Source organism: Alphaproteobacteria bacterium GM7ARS4 (assembly GCA_014332745.1).
Classification (GTDB): Bacteria; Pseudomonadota; Alphaproteobacteria; order GM7ARS4; family GM7ARS4; genus GM7ARS4.
Genome location: JACONL010000001.1, coordinates 378,029 through 393,317 on the forward strand (window position 1 = coordinate 378,029; position 15,289 = coordinate 393,317).

At 52.4% G+C, this 15,289-nt stretch carries 14 protein-coding genes and 1 tRNA gene; 10 read left to right on the forward strand and 5 right to left on the reverse strand.

Features of this window, described 5'->3' with window-relative positions; genetic code table 11:
- Nucleotides 1–102: 102 nt before the first annotated feature.
- Genes gorA through glmU form a run of 3 tightly spaced genes read right to left on the reverse strand, consistent with a single transcriptional unit; the run spans nt 103 to nt 4,746 of the window.
- Nucleotides 103–1,476, reverse strand: a complete 1,374-nt coding sequence (gene gorA / locus GDA54_01875) for a glutathione-disulfide reductase (protein MBC6497059.1) — start codon at nt 1,474–1,476, stop codon at nt 103–105.
- Nucleotides 1,477–1,531: 55 nt separating this feature from the next.
- Nucleotides 1,532–3,373 carry a glutamine--fructose-6-phosphate transaminase (isomerizing) gene (glmS, locus tag GDA54_01880; GenBank protein ID MBC6497060.1) on the reverse strand — a complete coding sequence of 614 codons (1,842 nt, stop codon included), beginning with the start codon at nt 3,371–3,373 and terminating at the stop codon, nt 1,532–1,534.
- Nucleotides 3,374–3,405: 32 nt separating this feature from the next.
- Nucleotides 3,406–4,746, reverse strand: coding sequence for a bifunctional UDP-N-acetylglucosamine diphosphorylase/glucosamine-1-phosphate N-acetyltransferase GlmU (gene glmU, locus GDA54_01885; GenBank protein MBC6497061.1), 1,341 nt, complete (start codon nt 4,744–4,746; stop codon nt 3,406–3,408).
- A 127-nt stretch (nt 4,747–4,873) separates the two neighbouring features.
- Between glmU and GDA54_01890 the strand changes: the two genes are divergently transcribed.
- From GDA54_01890 to GDA54_01905, 4 genes are read left to right on the forward strand one after another with little or no spacing between them, the layout of a single operon-like run.
- The gene (locus tag GDA54_01890; protein ID MBC6497062.1) at nt 4,874–5,440 is read left to right on the forward strand and encodes a hypothetical protein; all 567 of its coding nucleotides are present in this window, start codon (nt 4,874–4,876) and stop codon (nt 5,438–5,440) included.
- 10 nt (nt 5,441–5,450) lie between these two features.
- Entirely contained in the window at nt 5,451–6,359 is a 909-nt protein-coding gene (locus GDA54_01895) for an NTP transferase domain-containing protein (GenBank protein ID MBC6497063.1), read from the forward strand.
- A gap of 2 nt (nt 6,360–6,361) precedes the next feature.
- Nucleotides 6,362–7,786, forward strand: coding sequence for a phosphomannomutase/phosphoglucomutase (locus GDA54_01900; protein MBC6497064.1), 1,425 nt, complete (start codon nt 6,362–6,364; stop codon nt 7,784–7,786).
- A gap of 59 nt (nt 7,787–7,845) precedes the next feature.
- Entirely contained in the window at nt 7,846–8,352 is a 507-nt protein-coding gene (locus GDA54_01905; protein ID MBC6497065.1) for a hypothetical protein, read from the forward strand.
- 96 nt (nt 8,353–8,448) lie between these two features.
- Here GDA54_01905 and GDA54_01910 read toward each other — a convergent pair.
- Nucleotides 8,449–8,519 (reverse strand) — tRNA-Gln (locus GDA54_01910).
- Between the two features lie 77 nt (nt 8,520–8,596).
- Here GDA54_01910 and GDA54_01915 point away from each other — a divergent pair.
- The 6 genes from GDA54_01915 (at nt 8,597) to GDA54_01940 (ending at nt 14,341) form a co-directional block, all read left to right on the forward strand.
- Nucleotides 8,597–9,274, forward strand: a complete 678-nt coding sequence (locus GDA54_01915; protein ID MBC6497066.1) for an RlmE family RNA methyltransferase — start codon at nt 8,597–8,599, stop codon at nt 9,272–9,274.
- The gene (locus GDA54_01920; GenBank protein ID MBC6497067.1) at nt 9,271–10,434 is read left to right on the forward strand and encodes a site-specific DNA-methyltransferase; all 1,164 of its coding nucleotides are present in this window, start codon (nt 9,271–9,273) and stop codon (nt 10,432–10,434) included. The genes GDA54_01915 and GDA54_01920 overlap by 4 nt, the downstream gene beginning before the upstream one ends.
- Nucleotides 10,435–10,491: 57 nt before the next feature.
- Nucleotides 10,492–11,718, forward strand: a complete 1,227-nt coding sequence (metZ, locus tag GDA54_01925; GenBank protein ID MBC6497068.1) for an O-succinylhomoserine sulfhydrylase — start codon at nt 10,492–10,494, stop codon at nt 11,716–11,718.
- A gap of 38 nt (nt 11,719–11,756) precedes the next feature.
- Nucleotides 11,757–12,158, forward strand: coding sequence for a Co2+/Mg2+ efflux protein ApaG (gene apaG, locus GDA54_01930; protein MBC6497069.1), 402 nt, complete (start codon nt 11,757–11,759; stop codon nt 12,156–12,158).
- A gap of 76 nt (nt 12,159–12,234) precedes the next feature.
- Nucleotides 12,235–12,825 carry a GTP cyclohydrolase I FolE gene (gene folE / locus GDA54_01935; GenBank protein ID MBC6497070.1) on the forward strand — a complete coding sequence of 197 codons (591 nt, stop codon included), beginning with the start codon at nt 12,235–12,237 and terminating at the stop codon, nt 12,823–12,825.
- A 64-nt stretch (nt 12,826–12,889) separates the two neighbouring features.
- Nucleotides 12,890–14,341 carry a TrkH family potassium uptake protein gene (locus tag GDA54_01940; GenBank protein MBC6497071.1) on the forward strand — a complete coding sequence of 484 codons (1,452 nt, stop codon included), beginning with the start codon at nt 12,890–12,892 and terminating at the stop codon, nt 14,339–14,341.
- A gap of 26 nt (nt 14,342–14,367) precedes the next feature.
- Here GDA54_01940 and argF read toward each other — a convergent pair whose 3' ends face one another.
- Complete coding sequence (gene argF / locus GDA54_01945; GenBank protein MBC6497072.1) at nt 14,368–15,279, reverse strand: ornithine carbamoyltransferase; 912 nt, start codon at nt 15,277–15,279, stop codon at nt 14,368–14,370.
- Nucleotides 15,280–15,289 lie beyond the last annotated feature (10 nt).

Consider the following 15,289-nt stretch of genomic DNA (forward strand, 5'->3'; position numbering starts at 1 on the left):
GGGGCGCGGGGGGTGTTTTTTCTCTTTTGACGGGGTTATAGGGTGCGGAGGCGCTGTCCTTGCGCGTCATTCATTGTCCCGTCTTGTTTCCCGTCTCATGTCTTATGGTTTGTCGAGGGTCACCCATTCTTCGGCAGATGTGGGGTGAATGCCGATGGTGCGGTGTAGGTCGTTGAGGGTCATGCCCATACGAAAGGCGACGGCGAATCCTTGCATGATTTCTGGTGCGTCTAATCCTATCATATGGAGTCCGATGATATTATGGTCGTCGCTGTTGATGATGGCTTTGATAAGTGACGTGTGGACATCGGATTTTGCGGTGAGGCTATATTTGAGGGGCGTATAGCGTTGGGTGCAAGTACGGATGGGCTTTTGACGGGCGTGGGCTTGTTGTTCGCTGAGTCCGATGGTGGCGATGGGTGGTGTGCTGAAAACAGCCGTGGGGATGGCGTCATAGTCGATGGCGTTGCTCTGTTGTGCGCTTTGCGTGAAGTGTGAGACGAGCCTTTCGGCTTGGGCGATAGCCACGGGCGTCAGGTTCATATGGTCGATACAATCGCCTATGGCATAGATGGACGGCACAGCGCTTTGATACATGTCATTGACGAGGATAGCGCCTTTGTCATTGGTGCGGACTCCTACGTCCTCGAGGCCAAGGTCTTGAGTCAGAGGGAGGCGTCCTGTGGCGCACAGGACGGCGTCTACGTGGGTATCGGGCGCATGGATGCGCTTTAGTTGGTATCCTTTCCCTTGTTTTTTTATCTGTGTGACGGATGACGAACATAAGACATCAATGGACTTTAGCCTCATGGCATGGCTGAGCGCTGTTCCCAATGCTTCGTCAAAGGCAGAGAGTATACGTGGTCCCCGATGGATAAGGACGACATCGACACCCAAGCCACAGAGGATACAGGCGAATTCTACGGCAATATATCCCCCCCCGATGATGGCGATACGTTGTGGCAAGGTTGGCAGGGTGAACATATCATCGGATGTATAGGCATGGTCTATGCCATCGATAGGCGGTTTATAGGGGAAAGAGCCTGTAGCGATGACGATATGCTTGCTTGTGTATGTTGTCTGTTGTTGTTCCTGTTGCTGGGTGATGCGCACATGGTGAGGGCTTGTGAGGTGTGCGTGTCCTTGATGAATATCCACGCTATGGGTGATAAGGAGCTGTCGGTATAGGCCATTGAGGCGTTGGACTTCTTTGTTCACGGCGTCTCTGAGGGTCTCCCATGCGACACGGGGCGACTCGCTACACACGCCGTATGATTGGGCGACGATGTGGCGACTGGCTTCGATGGAGGCGTAAGAGAGAAGTTTTTTTGGCACACATCCCTTATTGACACATGTGCCACCAAAGGCGTCTTGTTCGGCAATGGCGACACGCATGCCTTTATGCGCCATTTTGCGCGCGAGGCGCACGCCACCAGAGCCAGCGCCGATAACATAGAGGTCATAGTCATACGTCATACGCCTTATCCCATCTTGTGCCGTGTATTGTTCTCACGATTGTTAGGGGACATGATTATTCGACGGTGACAGCTTTAGCGAGGTTGCGTGGTTGGTCCACATCTGTTCCCAGCATGGATGCTGTGTGATAGGCAAGGAGTTGGACGGGGAGGGCGTAGAGCAAGGGATTTGTGAATGCATGGGCGTCTGGCATAGCGAAACAAGAGTGCGGGGGGAGGCCACTGGTGTCTATGGTCTTTTTTGTCGCAAAGAGGATGATATTGCCTCCTCTCGAGACGATTTCAGCGACATTGGAGAGGGTTTTTCTGAGGACGGCAGAGTCGGGAGCGAGCACGATAACGGGCATATTTTCATCGATAAGGGCAATAGGGCCGTGTTTCATTTCGCCAGCAGCATAGGCTTGGGTGTGAATATAGGCGATTTCCTTCAATTTCAAAGCGCCTTCTAGGGCAATGGGATATGTATCATCCCGCCCCAGATACATGACAGACGATGCTTTTGTGATATGATGTTGTGTGATGATGGCGCGTATCTGTCTCTCATGGGCAAGGACATCGGACATGAGGGTGGGGATTTCTATCAAGGCGCGGGCGAGCTGTTGTTCTTCTTGCGTGGTGATATGGCGACGTTGTTTTGCCAAGCCTATGGTCCAGCATGCGAGCAAGGCAAGCTGTGTCGTAAAGGCTTTGGTAGATGCCACGCCAATCTCAGGGCCTGCATGAGTCAGGAGGACATGGTCTGCCATGCGTGCGATGGAGCTTTCTTCCACATTGACGAGGGCAATGCGTGGGATGGACGGATGGTGTGCCTTCACCAATTTCATGGCTTCGAGGGTATCGGCGGTCTCTCCCGATTGTGAGATAAAGACGCACGCATCGCCTTCGCAGAGGACTGGCGAGCGATAGCGAAATTCCGATGCCACGTCGCATTGCGTCATGATATGTCCTGTTCTTTCCAGCATGTAGCGTGCCACCAATCCCGCATAGTAGGATGTTCCACATGCGATGATATGCATGCGTTGGATATGGCTGAGGTCGCCTGTTTTAGCGGGCATGGCGATGGTGCGTGTCAGAGGATTGATAAAACTTTCCAGCGTTTCCCCGACAACGGCAGGCTGTTCGTAGATTTCCTTGAGCATAAAGTGCGGGAAGTCGCCTTTACCGATGGTGGCGCCTGAGGTTGCCGTTTGTTTTATGGGGCGTTGTTGTTTTTTATTGTGATGGTCGTAGATATGCCATGTATCTGGCGTGATGGTGACGTGGTCGCCTTCTTCGAGGTAGCAGAGGCGTTGTGTGAAGGGGGCGAGGGCGATGGCATCGGAGCTCAGATACATTTCGCCGTCGCCAAAGCCGATGGCGAGGGGCGAGCCAAGTCTTGCGCCTATGAGCAGATTATCGAATTGACGAAAAATGATGACGATAGCGAAAGCGCCTTCCAATTGTGTGAGGGTTTTGCGTGTGGCATCGAGGGGCGAGAGATTCTGTTGCAGGTGATGGTCTATGATATGGGCGATGACTTCCGAGTCGGTCTCTGTTTGGAAGTGTGAGCCGTTATGGGTCATGTGTTCTTTCAGTTCGAGGAAATTCTCGATAATGCCATTATGGACGACAGCGACATTGTCGGTGCTATGGGGATGGGCATTCGTTGTCGTAGGTCGCCCGTGGGTTGCCCAGCGTGTATGCCCTATGCCACAATGGCTATGGTGTGGCATGGGTTCTTTTTTCAGCAACGCTTCCAGTTGTTTCAGTTTGCCTTCTTTTCGCCGTAGATGGATGACATGGTCGCAGACGGTGGCGATACCAGCGGAGTCATAGCCTCGATACTCTAATCGATGTAATGTTTCGAGGATGAGAGGCGTTACATTCCTTGTTCCTGTGATACCGATAATGCCACACATGTGCGTTATTCCAATGAGAGAGGGGTCTATCGTTATGTTTTTGCGAGCCGTCGCTGAGACCAGTGTGGGATTTCTCTGTGTGGTGGGCGTGAGATGGCGAGGGCTTGTGCTGAGACATTGCGTGTGATGGTGCTGCCAGCGGCGATGGTTGCTTTTTCGCCGATGGTGAGGGGGGCGACGAGGGCGCAATTGCTTCCAACAAACGCATGGTCGTTGATGGTCGTATGATGTTTCTTTGTGCCGTCATAGTTGCATGTGATGACGCCTGCGCCGATATTGACGTTGCGGCCGATGGTGGCATCACCGATATAGCTGAGGTGATTGATACGGGTTTTATGTCCTATGGTGGCGTTTTTAATCTCGACAAAATTGCCGATACGGCTTTCATCGCCTATGGAAGAGTGCGGTCTGATACGGGCGTAAGGTCCTATGGTGGTTCTTTGTCCGATATGAGCGCCTTCTATGTGGCTATGGGCGCGTATGTGGCTATGGGCGCGAATGGTGACGTTGGGGGCAAAAAAGACGAATGGTTCGACGCGGACATTTTCTGCCAATTGCGTATCGTAGCTGAAATAGAGGGAGTGAGGCATCAGGAGGGATGCTTTCGCTTTGATGGCGCGTTCACGGAGGCGTTGTTGCATGATGTCTTCGGCTTTTTGGCGCGCTTCTGGCGTATTGACGCCGAGTACGTGGGTATGGGGCATCAGCACATCGTCTAGGGGCATCTCTTGGTCTGCCATGAGGCGTATGATATGGGTGAGGTCATATTCTCCGCTCACAGGATTTTTCGGTATCTTCTGTAAGAGAGGGCGTAGCAGTTTTGTCTGTATGGCGAGCATGCCGACGTAACAGCGTGTTTGCGCATAATGTTCTTTTGAGGCATTTTTTGCCTCGATGATGGCGATGATACGCCCTTTCTTATCACGGATAATACGCCCATAGTCGCATGGAGGCACGACGTCCACGGCGGCGATGGTCGCCGTGAGATTTTTTTGACGGCGTGTCGTGATAAGGTCGTCAAGGATCTCTGTCGTGAGGAGGGGCGTATCCCCACAGAGGATGAGGGTATCAGAGCGTTCCTCTCTTATGGCGTTGGCGGCACAAAGGGTGGCGTTTCCTGTGCCTTGGGGCGTCTTTTGGATGATTTTTGTCATCGAAGGCACGTCTTCATGGATGATGCTTCCCATAGGTTCAGGCGGGACGACACAGAGACGTTGTGTGCATGGAATATGTTTGGTCGCATGCGCCACATGTTTGAGCATGGAGGCACCAGCGATGGTATGGAGCATTTTTGGTGTGTCGCTGTTCATGCGCTTTCCTTGTCCAGCGGCAAGGATAATAATGGCATCGAGTGTCTCAGTGACGTGTGGCATGGATCTTACGGCGGGGGTTTTATGGCGGGGGTCGACAGGGAGGCGTTTTGGGCGTTGAAATGATGTCTTTTGTCACGTATACAAGAGGTATGGTGGGCATAGCATAGAGTATTATCGAGGGAGTCGCATGCTGTTATTTCTAGCGGGTGGTTTAGCGTTTCTTGTCTGTGTCTTGGCATGCCTGCGCGCCTACGCCCTCTATTGGGGGCGTGCGTCATCTAAGGAAGACGAGTCCTCTGTGGGTAGGCAGACGACACGGGCGATGGCCACGCCTATGGTGAAGACTTTGGCGATTGTGGCTGTTGTAGGCGTTGCGGTCTTGTTCCTATGGCGAGGGCAATTGATGGCCGCCTTGTCGTCTTTGCCAGCTCTTCTTCCTTTTTTCGTGAATTGGATGCCTATGTGGCGTAACGTTCATCGTGCGTGGCGTTTCTATGGCACGTCCTCTGGCGGTGCGCATGGCCCGCATGGCCATGACAGGGGACAGAACAGGGCGTCCTCTTATGGTAGCGGGGCGATGACGAGGCAGGAGGCTCTGGAGATATTGGGGTTGCAGGAAACCCATCCCCTCAATGAAGAGGTCGTCAACAAAGCCTATAAGGATTTGATGAGGCGGGTTCATCCCGACCAAGGTGGGTCGAAAGGCTTGGCGGTGACATTGAATCAGGCGCGGGACACTTTGTTAGGATGTTAACATCGGCGTCATGTCTTCTTCCGCCCCTTCTTTAAAGACAGCGCTTTTCCCCATTGCGGGGTTAGGGAGTAGACTCATGCCATTGACGAAAGGCGTCAATAAGGCGTTGCTTCCCGTCTATGACCGTTGCCTCTTGCAGGCTGTCCTTGACGAGGCGGTGAGCGTTGGTGTCGAGCGTTTTATCTTCATCGTCACGAAGGGGGATAGGAGTATTGCCGACTATCTACGTCCCCATAAGGCACTGGATGCTTTTGTTGCAAAAAAAAAGGCGCAAGGACACAAGGAGGGTGAGACCATAGGCGCTTTTCTCGACAGATTATCGTTTATCTCGAAGGGCAGTATCATTGTTGAGCAAGACTCTCCTCGGGGGCTAGGGGATGCGATTTTCTGTGCGGCGTCCCATGTGGCCGATGATGACTATTACGCTGTGTTGCTTGCCGATGATTTTATCGACACAGAGGGTAAGACATGCCTCCAACAGATGTGTGATGGCTGGCATAGGCGAGGGCAACAGGGGGCGTGGGTTGCCTTAGAACAGGTTGCCTATGAGGATGTCTCTCGCTATGGCGTCATACGTCCCGTCTGTGGCGAGGTGGACATGATGGATGGCGTCACCTCTGGCATCGAGGCGTCAGAGATTGTGGAGAAGCCTATGCGAGAGCATGCGCCAAGCAATTGGGCGGTTGTGGGGCGTTATATTCTTCCCCGTGACGTGATGGAGCGCCTCGCCCATATTGATGTTGGGGCTGGCGGGGAACATCAATTGACAGATGGTTTAGCAGCCTACATGGCGTCTCGAGGGGCGCTCTATGGCATGCCTTTTCAGGGGTGGCGTTTCGATTGTGGCTCGAAGGATGGTTTGTTGGCGGCTGCATGCCATAGGCAGAAACATATAGGGTGTGGACAGCACAAGACATGACGATGGCAACGTCTCCTTCTCATGTGCTTCACCCTAGCCTTGTGCGCGCCTATGACATACGTGGGATTGTTGGTGAGACTCTCCATGCCAAAGATGCTTATGCCATTGGCATGGGCTTTGGGAGTCTTCTGGCACAGCGGGCAGAAGGGAGGACAGGGGACAATAGGGCGGTGTGTGTTGGTTATGACGGGCGTTTATCGTCTGTGGCGCTTAAAACAGCCTTATGTGAGGGGCTGAAGGCGTCTGGGGTTCTTGTCTGGGATATTGGGTTGGTGCCGACGCCTATGCTTTATTTCAGCGTGTATCACCTCAAGGCGAGCGGTGGTCTTATGGTCACGGGCTCTCATAATCCCCCTGACCATAATGGCTTTAAGTGCATGCTTGGCACATCGAGTTTTTATGGGGACGACCTCAAGGCGTTAGCGCGGCGCATTGCGCAAGGTGACGTTGTGTATGGTTGTGGTAAGATAGAAAAGAGGGATGTGTTAGAGGCGTATGTTGCCCGTCTTCGTTTGGCGCTAGAGGGGACGCGTCTTGGTGTTATGTCTGTTGTGTGGGACCCTGGTAGTGGCGCGGCGGGTGTCGTGCTTCCTTCTCTCCTTGATGGCTTAGCTGGTCGACATCATATCATCTGTGGCGAGGTGGATGGGCGTTTCCCGCACCATCACCCTGACCCGTCTGTGGAGGACAATCTGACTCATGTGAAACAAGCCATCTGTGAGGGTGGCTATGATATTGGGTTTGCCTTCGATGGTGATGGCGACCGTTTGGGTGTTGTGGATAATGAAGGGCAGACTCTTCATATGGATATGCTTCTTGCGTGTTTAGTGCGGGATGTGTTGGCGTCCCATAAGGGGGGTGTCATTGTCAGTGATGTCAAGGCGGGATATTGCCTGAGACAGGATGTCGAGGCGTGTGGTGGCACGCTCCGTCTGATTCCCACGGGGCATTCCATCATCAAGGCGGCGATGGCGCGCATGAACGCCCCTTTTGGTGGTGAGATGAGCGGGCATATCTTTTTCAAAGACTGCCATGAAGGCTATGATGACGGCCTTTATGCTTCTTTGCGTTTCTTGTCATGGCTCACACGACAGGATAAGACATTGCATGCGTTGCGTAACAGCTTTCCCAAGAGTTATCATTCGGGTGAGATGCGTTTGGCATGTCAGGAGGGCGTGCAATTTTCTCTTCTCGAGCGTATAAAGAAACATCTGGAGGAGGATGGGGTTGCCTATGGCGCTGTGGATGGCGTCCGTGTGGATGACGAGGATGGGTGGTGGCTTGTACGTGCGTCCAATACGCAAGCGGTCGTTGTTGCTGTCTGTGAGGCTCTCACGGAGGACGCCTTTGCAGAAAAAGTCTCTATGCTCTCACACTATCTGTCTCCCCATGGCATTGAGATGGGTGAGGTGACGCCTCGAAAGTGAGCGCTATTGTGGCGCAAGGGACAACAAAAGGGAGTGATAAGGTCATGAAGAGATATGGGATGGCATGTTGTTGGGTCGTGCTGGGGTGTATGGTGAGTGCGCATAACGTTCTTGGGAAGGAGGAGACTCGAACGGCGCAGACGGCTCAGTCGATGGGAGAGGAGATGGGCATGGTCAATGGGGACAGGCCTGTCACGGCAGCGCCTTCCGCTGATGCGATCATCGAGGCATGTGCGCGCACGACTGAAGCGTTACGTCATTCAGAGAACACGGAGCTGATGGTGATGGGGGAACGGCGGCGGCTTGCATGTTTAGAGAAAGAACTTTTGCGCCATGCGCCCCTGATCATTGATGACGCCTATCTTTCCCGCAGTCGCCTCGAAGCCTTGTTGCGTTCCATGAAGAAGGTGCATGAGACTTTCTATGAAGGGCTCTATACCCATGCGGCGGCGTGTGATTATTCTTGTGGCAGTCGCTATGTCGCTTTTGTGCCAAGGGCGATGGCGCGCCTTTATGAACGCATGGTGCGCGATGTCCTCGATAACAGACGTCGCCATAATTGGTAGGCATGCCCGCCAGAGGATTGGTGTGGGGATTGGTGTGGGGATTGGTGTGGGGATTGGTGTGGGGATTGGTGTGGGAGGGATGTTGGAGGACGTGTGCTGGGGGAGCTGGATTCGAACCAGCATTGACGGAGTCAGAGTCCGCTGTCCTACCGTTAGACGATCCCCCAACGCTACAACGCCACGTTCATCCCGCAGAACGCCTCTATGCTAACGTAACGGGTGCTTTTTCACAATGAAAAAAAAGATGACGCAAAGGGGGGTGAGGAAACGGAGCATATCATCGAGGCGCTGGCTTCAGCGCCATCATCGGGACATCTATGTCTTGAAGGCACAGCGCGACGCCATGCCATCTCGGGCAGCCTATAAATTAGAGGACATCCACATGCGTCATCGTCTTTTTACGAAGGGATGTGTCATCCTTGACCTTGGAGCAGTGCCGGGCGGTTGGAGCGTCGTTGCCCTCAAGCATGGGGCGTCCCATGTCATGGCGGTGGATACGCGTCCCATGGCGCCTCCCATGGCGTCTATAGATGGCGTTATGACGATGGTATTGGATATTCGGGAGCGACAGAGCATGCATGCCATCCGCCATCGTGTCTCAACATGGGACGTGAAAGAGGGACGCCATCCCTTCGATGGTGTGATGGCAGACCTTGCGCCCCACGCCACGGGCCATAAGGCGACAGACCATATGCGTCAGATTCTGTTAGCGCGTCATGCGTTGCGTTTAGCGCTCTTTCTTGTCCGTGAGGGTGGCTTTTTCCTATGCAAGCTCTATCAAGGCGTGGATGAAGGTGTCTTTTTCACCCGTCTCAATCGCCATTTCCATGCTATCAAGAGACTCAAGCCAAAGGCGAGCAGGTCGGACTCCCTTGAATTTTATGTGTTGGCGTACAAGAAGGCGAGGAGGCAGGCGAGGTGAAAGAGCGACGTTATAGAGATTTTGGCGTTCCTCATATCGTTGATGGTATCCCTTATTTTGTCGGTGAATTTTGGACGTCGCGCCAACGTCAGGCACATCCTATTCACGACGTCAGCTACAGAGCCTGTTTCAAGCCTCAACTTCCAGCCTTTTTTATCCAGCGCCTCACAGCCCCCAGTGATATTGTCTATGACCCCTTTATGGGGAGGGGGACAACGCCAGTCGAAACAATGCTCAACAATCGTATTCCCTTTGGCAATGATGTTAATCCACTGAGTCGAACACTCACTGAGCCACGTATCAACGCTCCCGCCCTTTGCGAGGTTAAGGCGCGTCTTACAGCCATTCCGTGGAACGATTTTATAGATTTTAGGCATGAAGAGCTCCTTGTCTTCTATCATCCAAAGACGTTGGCAGGATTAGAGGGATTGAGACATTGGTTGTGGGTGCGTAAAAAACAAGGCATTTTTGATAAGGTTGACGGTTGGATAGAGATGGTTGCCGTCAATCGTTTGACGGGACATTCCCCCGGCTTTTTTTCTGTTTATACGCTTCCCCCAAATCAAGCCATGTCCGTTGAAGGGCAAAGGAAAATCAATGAACAACGGCGACAAAGGCCGCCATTAAGAGATATTCCCGCGCTCATTTTAAAAAAATCCATCAGGCTGTTGTCTCACCCCACGCCCCCTACGTCCCACTATCAATTTTTTACGTCAGAATCCCATAAAACACATAAGATTCCCGATAGGTCTGTTGCTCTTGTTGTAACGTCGCCTCCTTTCTTGGATGTCGTCAATTACGGCCATGACAATTGGTTGCGCTGTTGGTTTCTTGGCATTGACCCTTTGAGCGTGAAGATTTCCCATCACCGCAAGATTGAAGAGTGGCGTTTCTTTATGAAGAGGACGCTGACGGAGCTGGCGAGAATGACAAAGTCGGGCGGGCATATCGCCTTCGAGGTGGGGGAAGTGCGTAAAGGAACGGTACGGCTAGATGACCATGTTATCAGTGCCAGTGTTGGTTTACCTTTTGACATGATTGGCGTTATGGTTAACAAACAGACGTTTACAAAGACATCACATTGTTGGGGTATACGTAACAACGAGGAAGGAACAAACACAAATCGTATTGTCATATTGAGGAAAAAGCATGACAACTGAGAGAGAAAGGAAACGAGAAAAAAATCTTGATAAGGAGGCAAGGTGAAAGAGCGACTGATGACGGAAAAAGCACGCTCAGCACAGGGCGGGCGAGCGACACGCGCTGTCCATAGCGGGCAATTGCGTAGTGGTTTTATGGAGACGAGCGAAGCGCTCTATATGACATCTGGGTATGTCTATAAGAATGCGCAAGAAGCAGAAGCAGCCTTCAAGGACGAAAAAGAGCGTTATATTTACTCACGCTATAGCAATCCCACCGTCACCATGTTCGAGCAAAAGATGGTGGCGTATCATCAAGGCGCAGCACAAGGGGGGCATCATGTCCCTGAGGGATGTTGGGCGACGGCCAGTGGCATGGCGGCTGTGTTTGCGGCGCTCATGTGTCAGCTACGGGAAGGCAGTCGGGTTGTGGCATCCCGCGCCCTGTTTGGTTCTTGTCTCTACATTATCACCGATATTCTTCCGCGTTTTGGTGTCGAGATCGCGCTGGTGGATGGGCGTGATAAAAAGGCATGGGAACGCGCCTTAGGCAAAAAGACGGATGTCGTCTTTATCGAGACGCCGTCCAATCCCACCTTAGAGATTATCGATATGGCGTGGCTCTGTGCCTGTGCCCATAGGTGTGGGGCGAACGTTATCGTGGATAATGTGTTTGCGACGGCATGTTTGCAGAATCCGTTTCTCTTTGGTGTTGATATTGTTGTCTATTCGGCAACGAAGCATATTGATGGGCATGGGCGCTGTATGGGGGGCGCGATTTTAGGGAGCAAGGATTTTTGCAACAAGATGGTGAAGCCCTTCATACGCAATACGGGACCCTCCATGAGCCCTTTCAGCGCATGGGTGATGGTGAAGGGGTTAGAGACTCTTGATATGCGTGTGCGTCACCAGAGTGCTAGCGCCCTCACCATTGCCCGTTTTTTAGAGGATGCGCCCCAGACGGAGCGTGTGTTTTATCCTTATTTAGAAAGCCATCCCGACCATGCTTTGGCCAAGACGCAGATGGAGGCTGGTGGCACGATGATTTCTTTCACCTTGCGTCATGGTGGCAGGAGACATGCCTTTGCCTTCCTTGATGCTCTTCGTCTCTTTCTTATTTCCAACAATCTTGGCGACACACGGAGTCTTGCTGTCCACCCGTCCACAACGACCCACCACCGCTTGACAGAGGAAGAACGTTCGCAGGTAGGAATAACCGACAATCTCGTGCGTCTTTCTATAGGGCTAGAAGAGACAGACGACCTTATGCAAGATATTGCACAAGCATGGGAAAAAGCTGTATAAGGGTGAGGCGAAGAGGACGTATGAATGGAAAAAGAAGAATGTCTATGCATTATATGAAAGAGACGCAGATGATGCGTGTCACCGTTCAGCCCGTCTATTTAGAGGAGCAATCGGACCCAGACAAGAGCTACTATGTATGGGCGTACCATATCCGCATAGAGAATAACCGAGAGGACACGGTGACCCTTGTGGGACGTCATTGGAGCATCACCGATGCTAACGGTGTCGTGCAGGAGATGAAGGGGAAAGGTGTTGTCGGTGAGCAACCCGTCCTTGTGCCGGGTGCCGCTTTCGAATATGTGAGCGGGACGCCTCTTCACACCTGTTCTGGCTTTATGCTAGGACGCTATAAAATGGTTAGCGAAGGCGGTGAGACATTCCATGTCGATATCCCTGGTTTTTCTCTGGATATTCCCCATCAACCTCGTTCCATCAACTGACACCCCGTCCTCCTGATAACCCCTCATAATAACCTCCGATATATGTGTTGAGCCGATGAAAGGAAACAATGATGTCATGAAAGAAAACAAAGATGTTTCGCGCCAAGAGGCTCTTGACGCTGTCAAGGTTCTCTTGCGCTGGATTGGTGAAGATGTGACAAGGGAGGGGTTGTTAGAGACTCCCCGCCGTTATATCGATGCCTTGAGCGAACATTGTGCGGGATTGAAACAGGACCCTTACGAGATTCTTGGCAAGACATTTCATGAGATTAATGGCTATGAAGATATGGTGCTTTTGCGTGATGTCGCTTTTGAGTCCCATTGTGAACATCACATTGCGCCTATCACAGGCCATGTCCATGTGGCCTATTTACCTTCGCAACGTGTTGTGGGCATCAGCAAGTTGGCGCGGGTTGTTGATGTCTTTGCGAAGAGGCTACAAGTCCAAGAACGTATGACGGCGCAGATCGCTGACGTCATCGACAAGGCGTTGAAACCAAGAGGTGTGGGCGTTGTCATTGAGGCAGTCCATCATTGTATGACGACACGTGGCGTTCATAAGAAGGGCGTTGCTATGGTGACGAGTCATGTGACGGGAGCATTTCGAGATGACCCCCGCACGCGCGCCGAGTTTCTCAATCTCATTGGGAGCAAGCTGTTGAGGTAAAACCAATGCTTGTCCATCAGGATGGTGGCAGGCGTCGGCGTCGTCAATTGATGTGGGATGTTGCGTGTTAGATTTCAGGCCTGTCCTTTACATTATTGGCATTCTCTTGTGTGTGTTGGCATGTTTTATGCTGTTGCCTCTCACTGTCGATATGGTGGCGGGGCATACGAATTGGCATAGTTTTGCCATTGCGGCGAGTATCACGTTCTTTTTTGGCGTGACTCTTGCGTCTACCTACTATATGGATGATTTTTCCCTCTCGGTGCGCGAAGGATTTCTCCTCACGACGAGCATGTGGCTCACGGCGTCTCTTTTTGGGGCTTTGCCTTTTCTTCTTGTGGCTGAGTCGTTATCTCTCACCGATGCTCTTTTCGAGTCTGTGTCTGGCGTCACGACGACGGGGTCGACGGTTGTGTCTGAGCTTGCTGAACGTTCCAAAGGATTTTTATTATGGCGCGCTTTGTTGCAGTGGCTTGGTGGCATAGGGTTTGTTGTGATGGCGGTTGCCATTCTTCCTGTTTTGAGGATAGGTGGCATGCAGCTCTTCCAGTTGGACTCTAGTACGGCGTCCCAAAAGGCCTTTCCACGGGTGGGACAAGTTGCTATGGCCATTGGGGCGATCTATTTCGCTCTGACGTTTCTTTGTGCCTTATGCCTCTATGGTTTTGGCATGACGGGCTTCGAGGCGGTAGCACACAGCATGACGACGGTCGCAACGGGAGGCTTTTCCACATCTGATGACTCCATTGGTGGCTTTGCGACACCCGCCATCGATGTGACGATAACGTTTTTTATGGTGCTGGGGTCTCTCCCCTTTGTGTTGTATTTGCGCGTCCACCATATGCGCGCGGGTTCTTTGTGGTTGGATAGTCAGGTGCGTGCTTTTTTGGCGACTCTCGTGTCATGTATCGCTGTCCTTGTGCTGTGGCGTTTATCGTATGATGACGGCACAGATTTGGTGACGTTGGTGCGTGAGGTTGCCTTTAACACGGTGTCTTTGATGACGGGGACGGGTTTTGTCACGTCTGATGCGACTTTGTGGGGCTCTTTTGCCGTCACATTGTTATTTTTCTTGATGTTAGCGGGTGGTTGTGCTGGCTCGACGACATGCGGTATCAAGATTTTTCGTTTTCAAATCGCCTATGCTGTTGCGGCGTGCCATATCAAGAGGATAGCCCATCCTCGAGGGGTCTTCGTTCCCTATTATCATGGCACGGCTGTTCCTCAAGACATTGCCGAGTCGGTGATGGGGTTCATTTTTTTATTCGCCTTTACGTTTCTTGTCTTGGCGTTATCGCTCACGTGGGTTGGTTTGGATTTTCAGACGAGCATGTCGGCAGCAGCCACCGCCATTGCCAATGTGGGTCCCGCCTTAGGGGGTGACCTTGGTCCCACTGATAGTTTTGCCTATCTTCCCGACCATGCCAAGTGGCTCTTGAGCGGGGGCATGCTCATTGGGCGTTTGGAGATTTATACGGCGCTGATAACGTTACTTCCTCGCTTTTGGCGTTGGTAATGACGTAGCGCCTTTTCCTATGGCGCTTATGGTAGGGCATCGAGACACCATGCGAGGATTGCGCGTTGGACATGGAGACGATTTTCCGCTTCCTTCCAGACGACAGAACGTTGGCTCTCGAAGACATGGTCGGTGACTTCTTCGCCTATGTGGGCTGGCAGGCAATGCATGAACAGGGCAGAGCGTGGCATATGGGAGACGAGGGCGTCATTGACTTGATAGGGGGCGAGGGCATCGATATGGGCTTGTGGCATGGAGACACCCATAGAGCGCCATGTATCTGTGACGACGGCATCCGCTGTGCGGACGGCATCTTGAGGATTGTCTATGATATGGATATGGGACGAAGGGAGGGGCGGTATCTTGCTCTGCAAGACGGGCGGGACGGAAAGATTGAGGCGAAATCCCCATGCTGTTGCCGCCTGAACCCATGAGCATGTGACATTGTTATAGTCGCCAAGCCATGCGATGGTGGCGTTGTCTATGACGCCACGTTCTTCTTCGAATGTCATAATGTCGGCAAGGATTTGACATGGATGGCTCTTGTCTGTCAAGCCGTTGATGACGGGGATGGTGACGTCATTCATCACCTCTTGTAATTCTTCCTCTGTGCCGCGGACAACGATGACATCGCTGTAGCATTGCAGGACTCGTGCGGTGTCTTTGAGTCGTTCGCCTCGTTGCATTTGGCTCTGTGATGCTCTTAGGTCGATGACATCGCCGCCTAAGCTCGTCATGGCGCGGTGGAAGGAGAGATGCGTGCGCGTTGAAGGACGTAGGAACAGCATAGAGAGGGTGAAGCCACGCAAGGCGGGAGGCAATGTTCTTGTCCTATGGTGCTTTTTCCATGTGCGCGCCACATCTAAAATATGGCGTAGGCTGTCGAGAGAGATGGCGGGCGAGTCGAGGTCTCGAAAATGGCGGAGCGCTGTTGACATGGATTCTGGC

Coding starts and splice junctions, on each gene's coding strand:
- GDA54_01900 (MBC6497064.1), top strand. CDS start 6,362: ATGGCAACGTCTCCTTCTCATGTGCTTCACCCTAGCCTTGTGCGCGCC.
- GDA54_01895 (MBC6497063.1), top strand. CDS start 5,451: ATGTCTTCTTCCGCCCCTTCTTTAAAGACAGCGCTTTTCCCCATTGCG.
- GDA54_01915 (MBC6497066.1), top strand. CDS start 8,597: ATGACGCAAAGGGGGGTGAGGAAACGGAGCATATCATCGAGGCGCTGG.
- GDA54_01905 (MBC6497065.1), top strand. CDS start 7,846: ATGGCATGTTGTTGGGTCGTGCTGGGGTGTATGGTGAGTGCGCATAAC.
- metZ (MBC6497068.1), top strand. CDS start 10,492: ATGACGGAAAAAGCACGCTCAGCACAGGGCGGGCGAGCGACACGCGCT.
- argF (MBC6497072.1), bottom strand. CDS start 15,279: ATGTCAACAGCGCTCCGCCATTTTCGAGACCTCGACTCGCCCGCCATC.
- folE (MBC6497070.1), top strand. CDS start 12,235: ATGAAAGAAAACAAAGATGTTTCGCGCCAAGAGGCTCTTGACGCTGTC.
- gorA (MBC6497059.1), bottom strand. CDS start 1,476: ATGACGTATGACTATGACCTCTATGTTATCGGCGCTGGCTCTGGTGGC.
- glmU (MBC6497061.1), bottom strand. CDS start 4,746: ATGCCACACGTCACTGAGACACTCGATGCCATTATTATCCTTGCCGCT.
- glmS (MBC6497060.1), bottom strand. CDS start 3,373: ATGTGTGGCATTATCGGTATCACAGGAACAAGGAATGTAACGCCTCTC.
- apaG (MBC6497069.1), top strand. CDS start 11,757: ATGTCTATGCATTATATGAAAGAGACGCAGATGATGCGTGTCACCGTT.
- GDA54_01890 (MBC6497062.1), top strand. CDS start 4,874: ATGCTGTTATTTCTAGCGGGTGGTTTAGCGTTTCTTGTCTGTGTCTTG.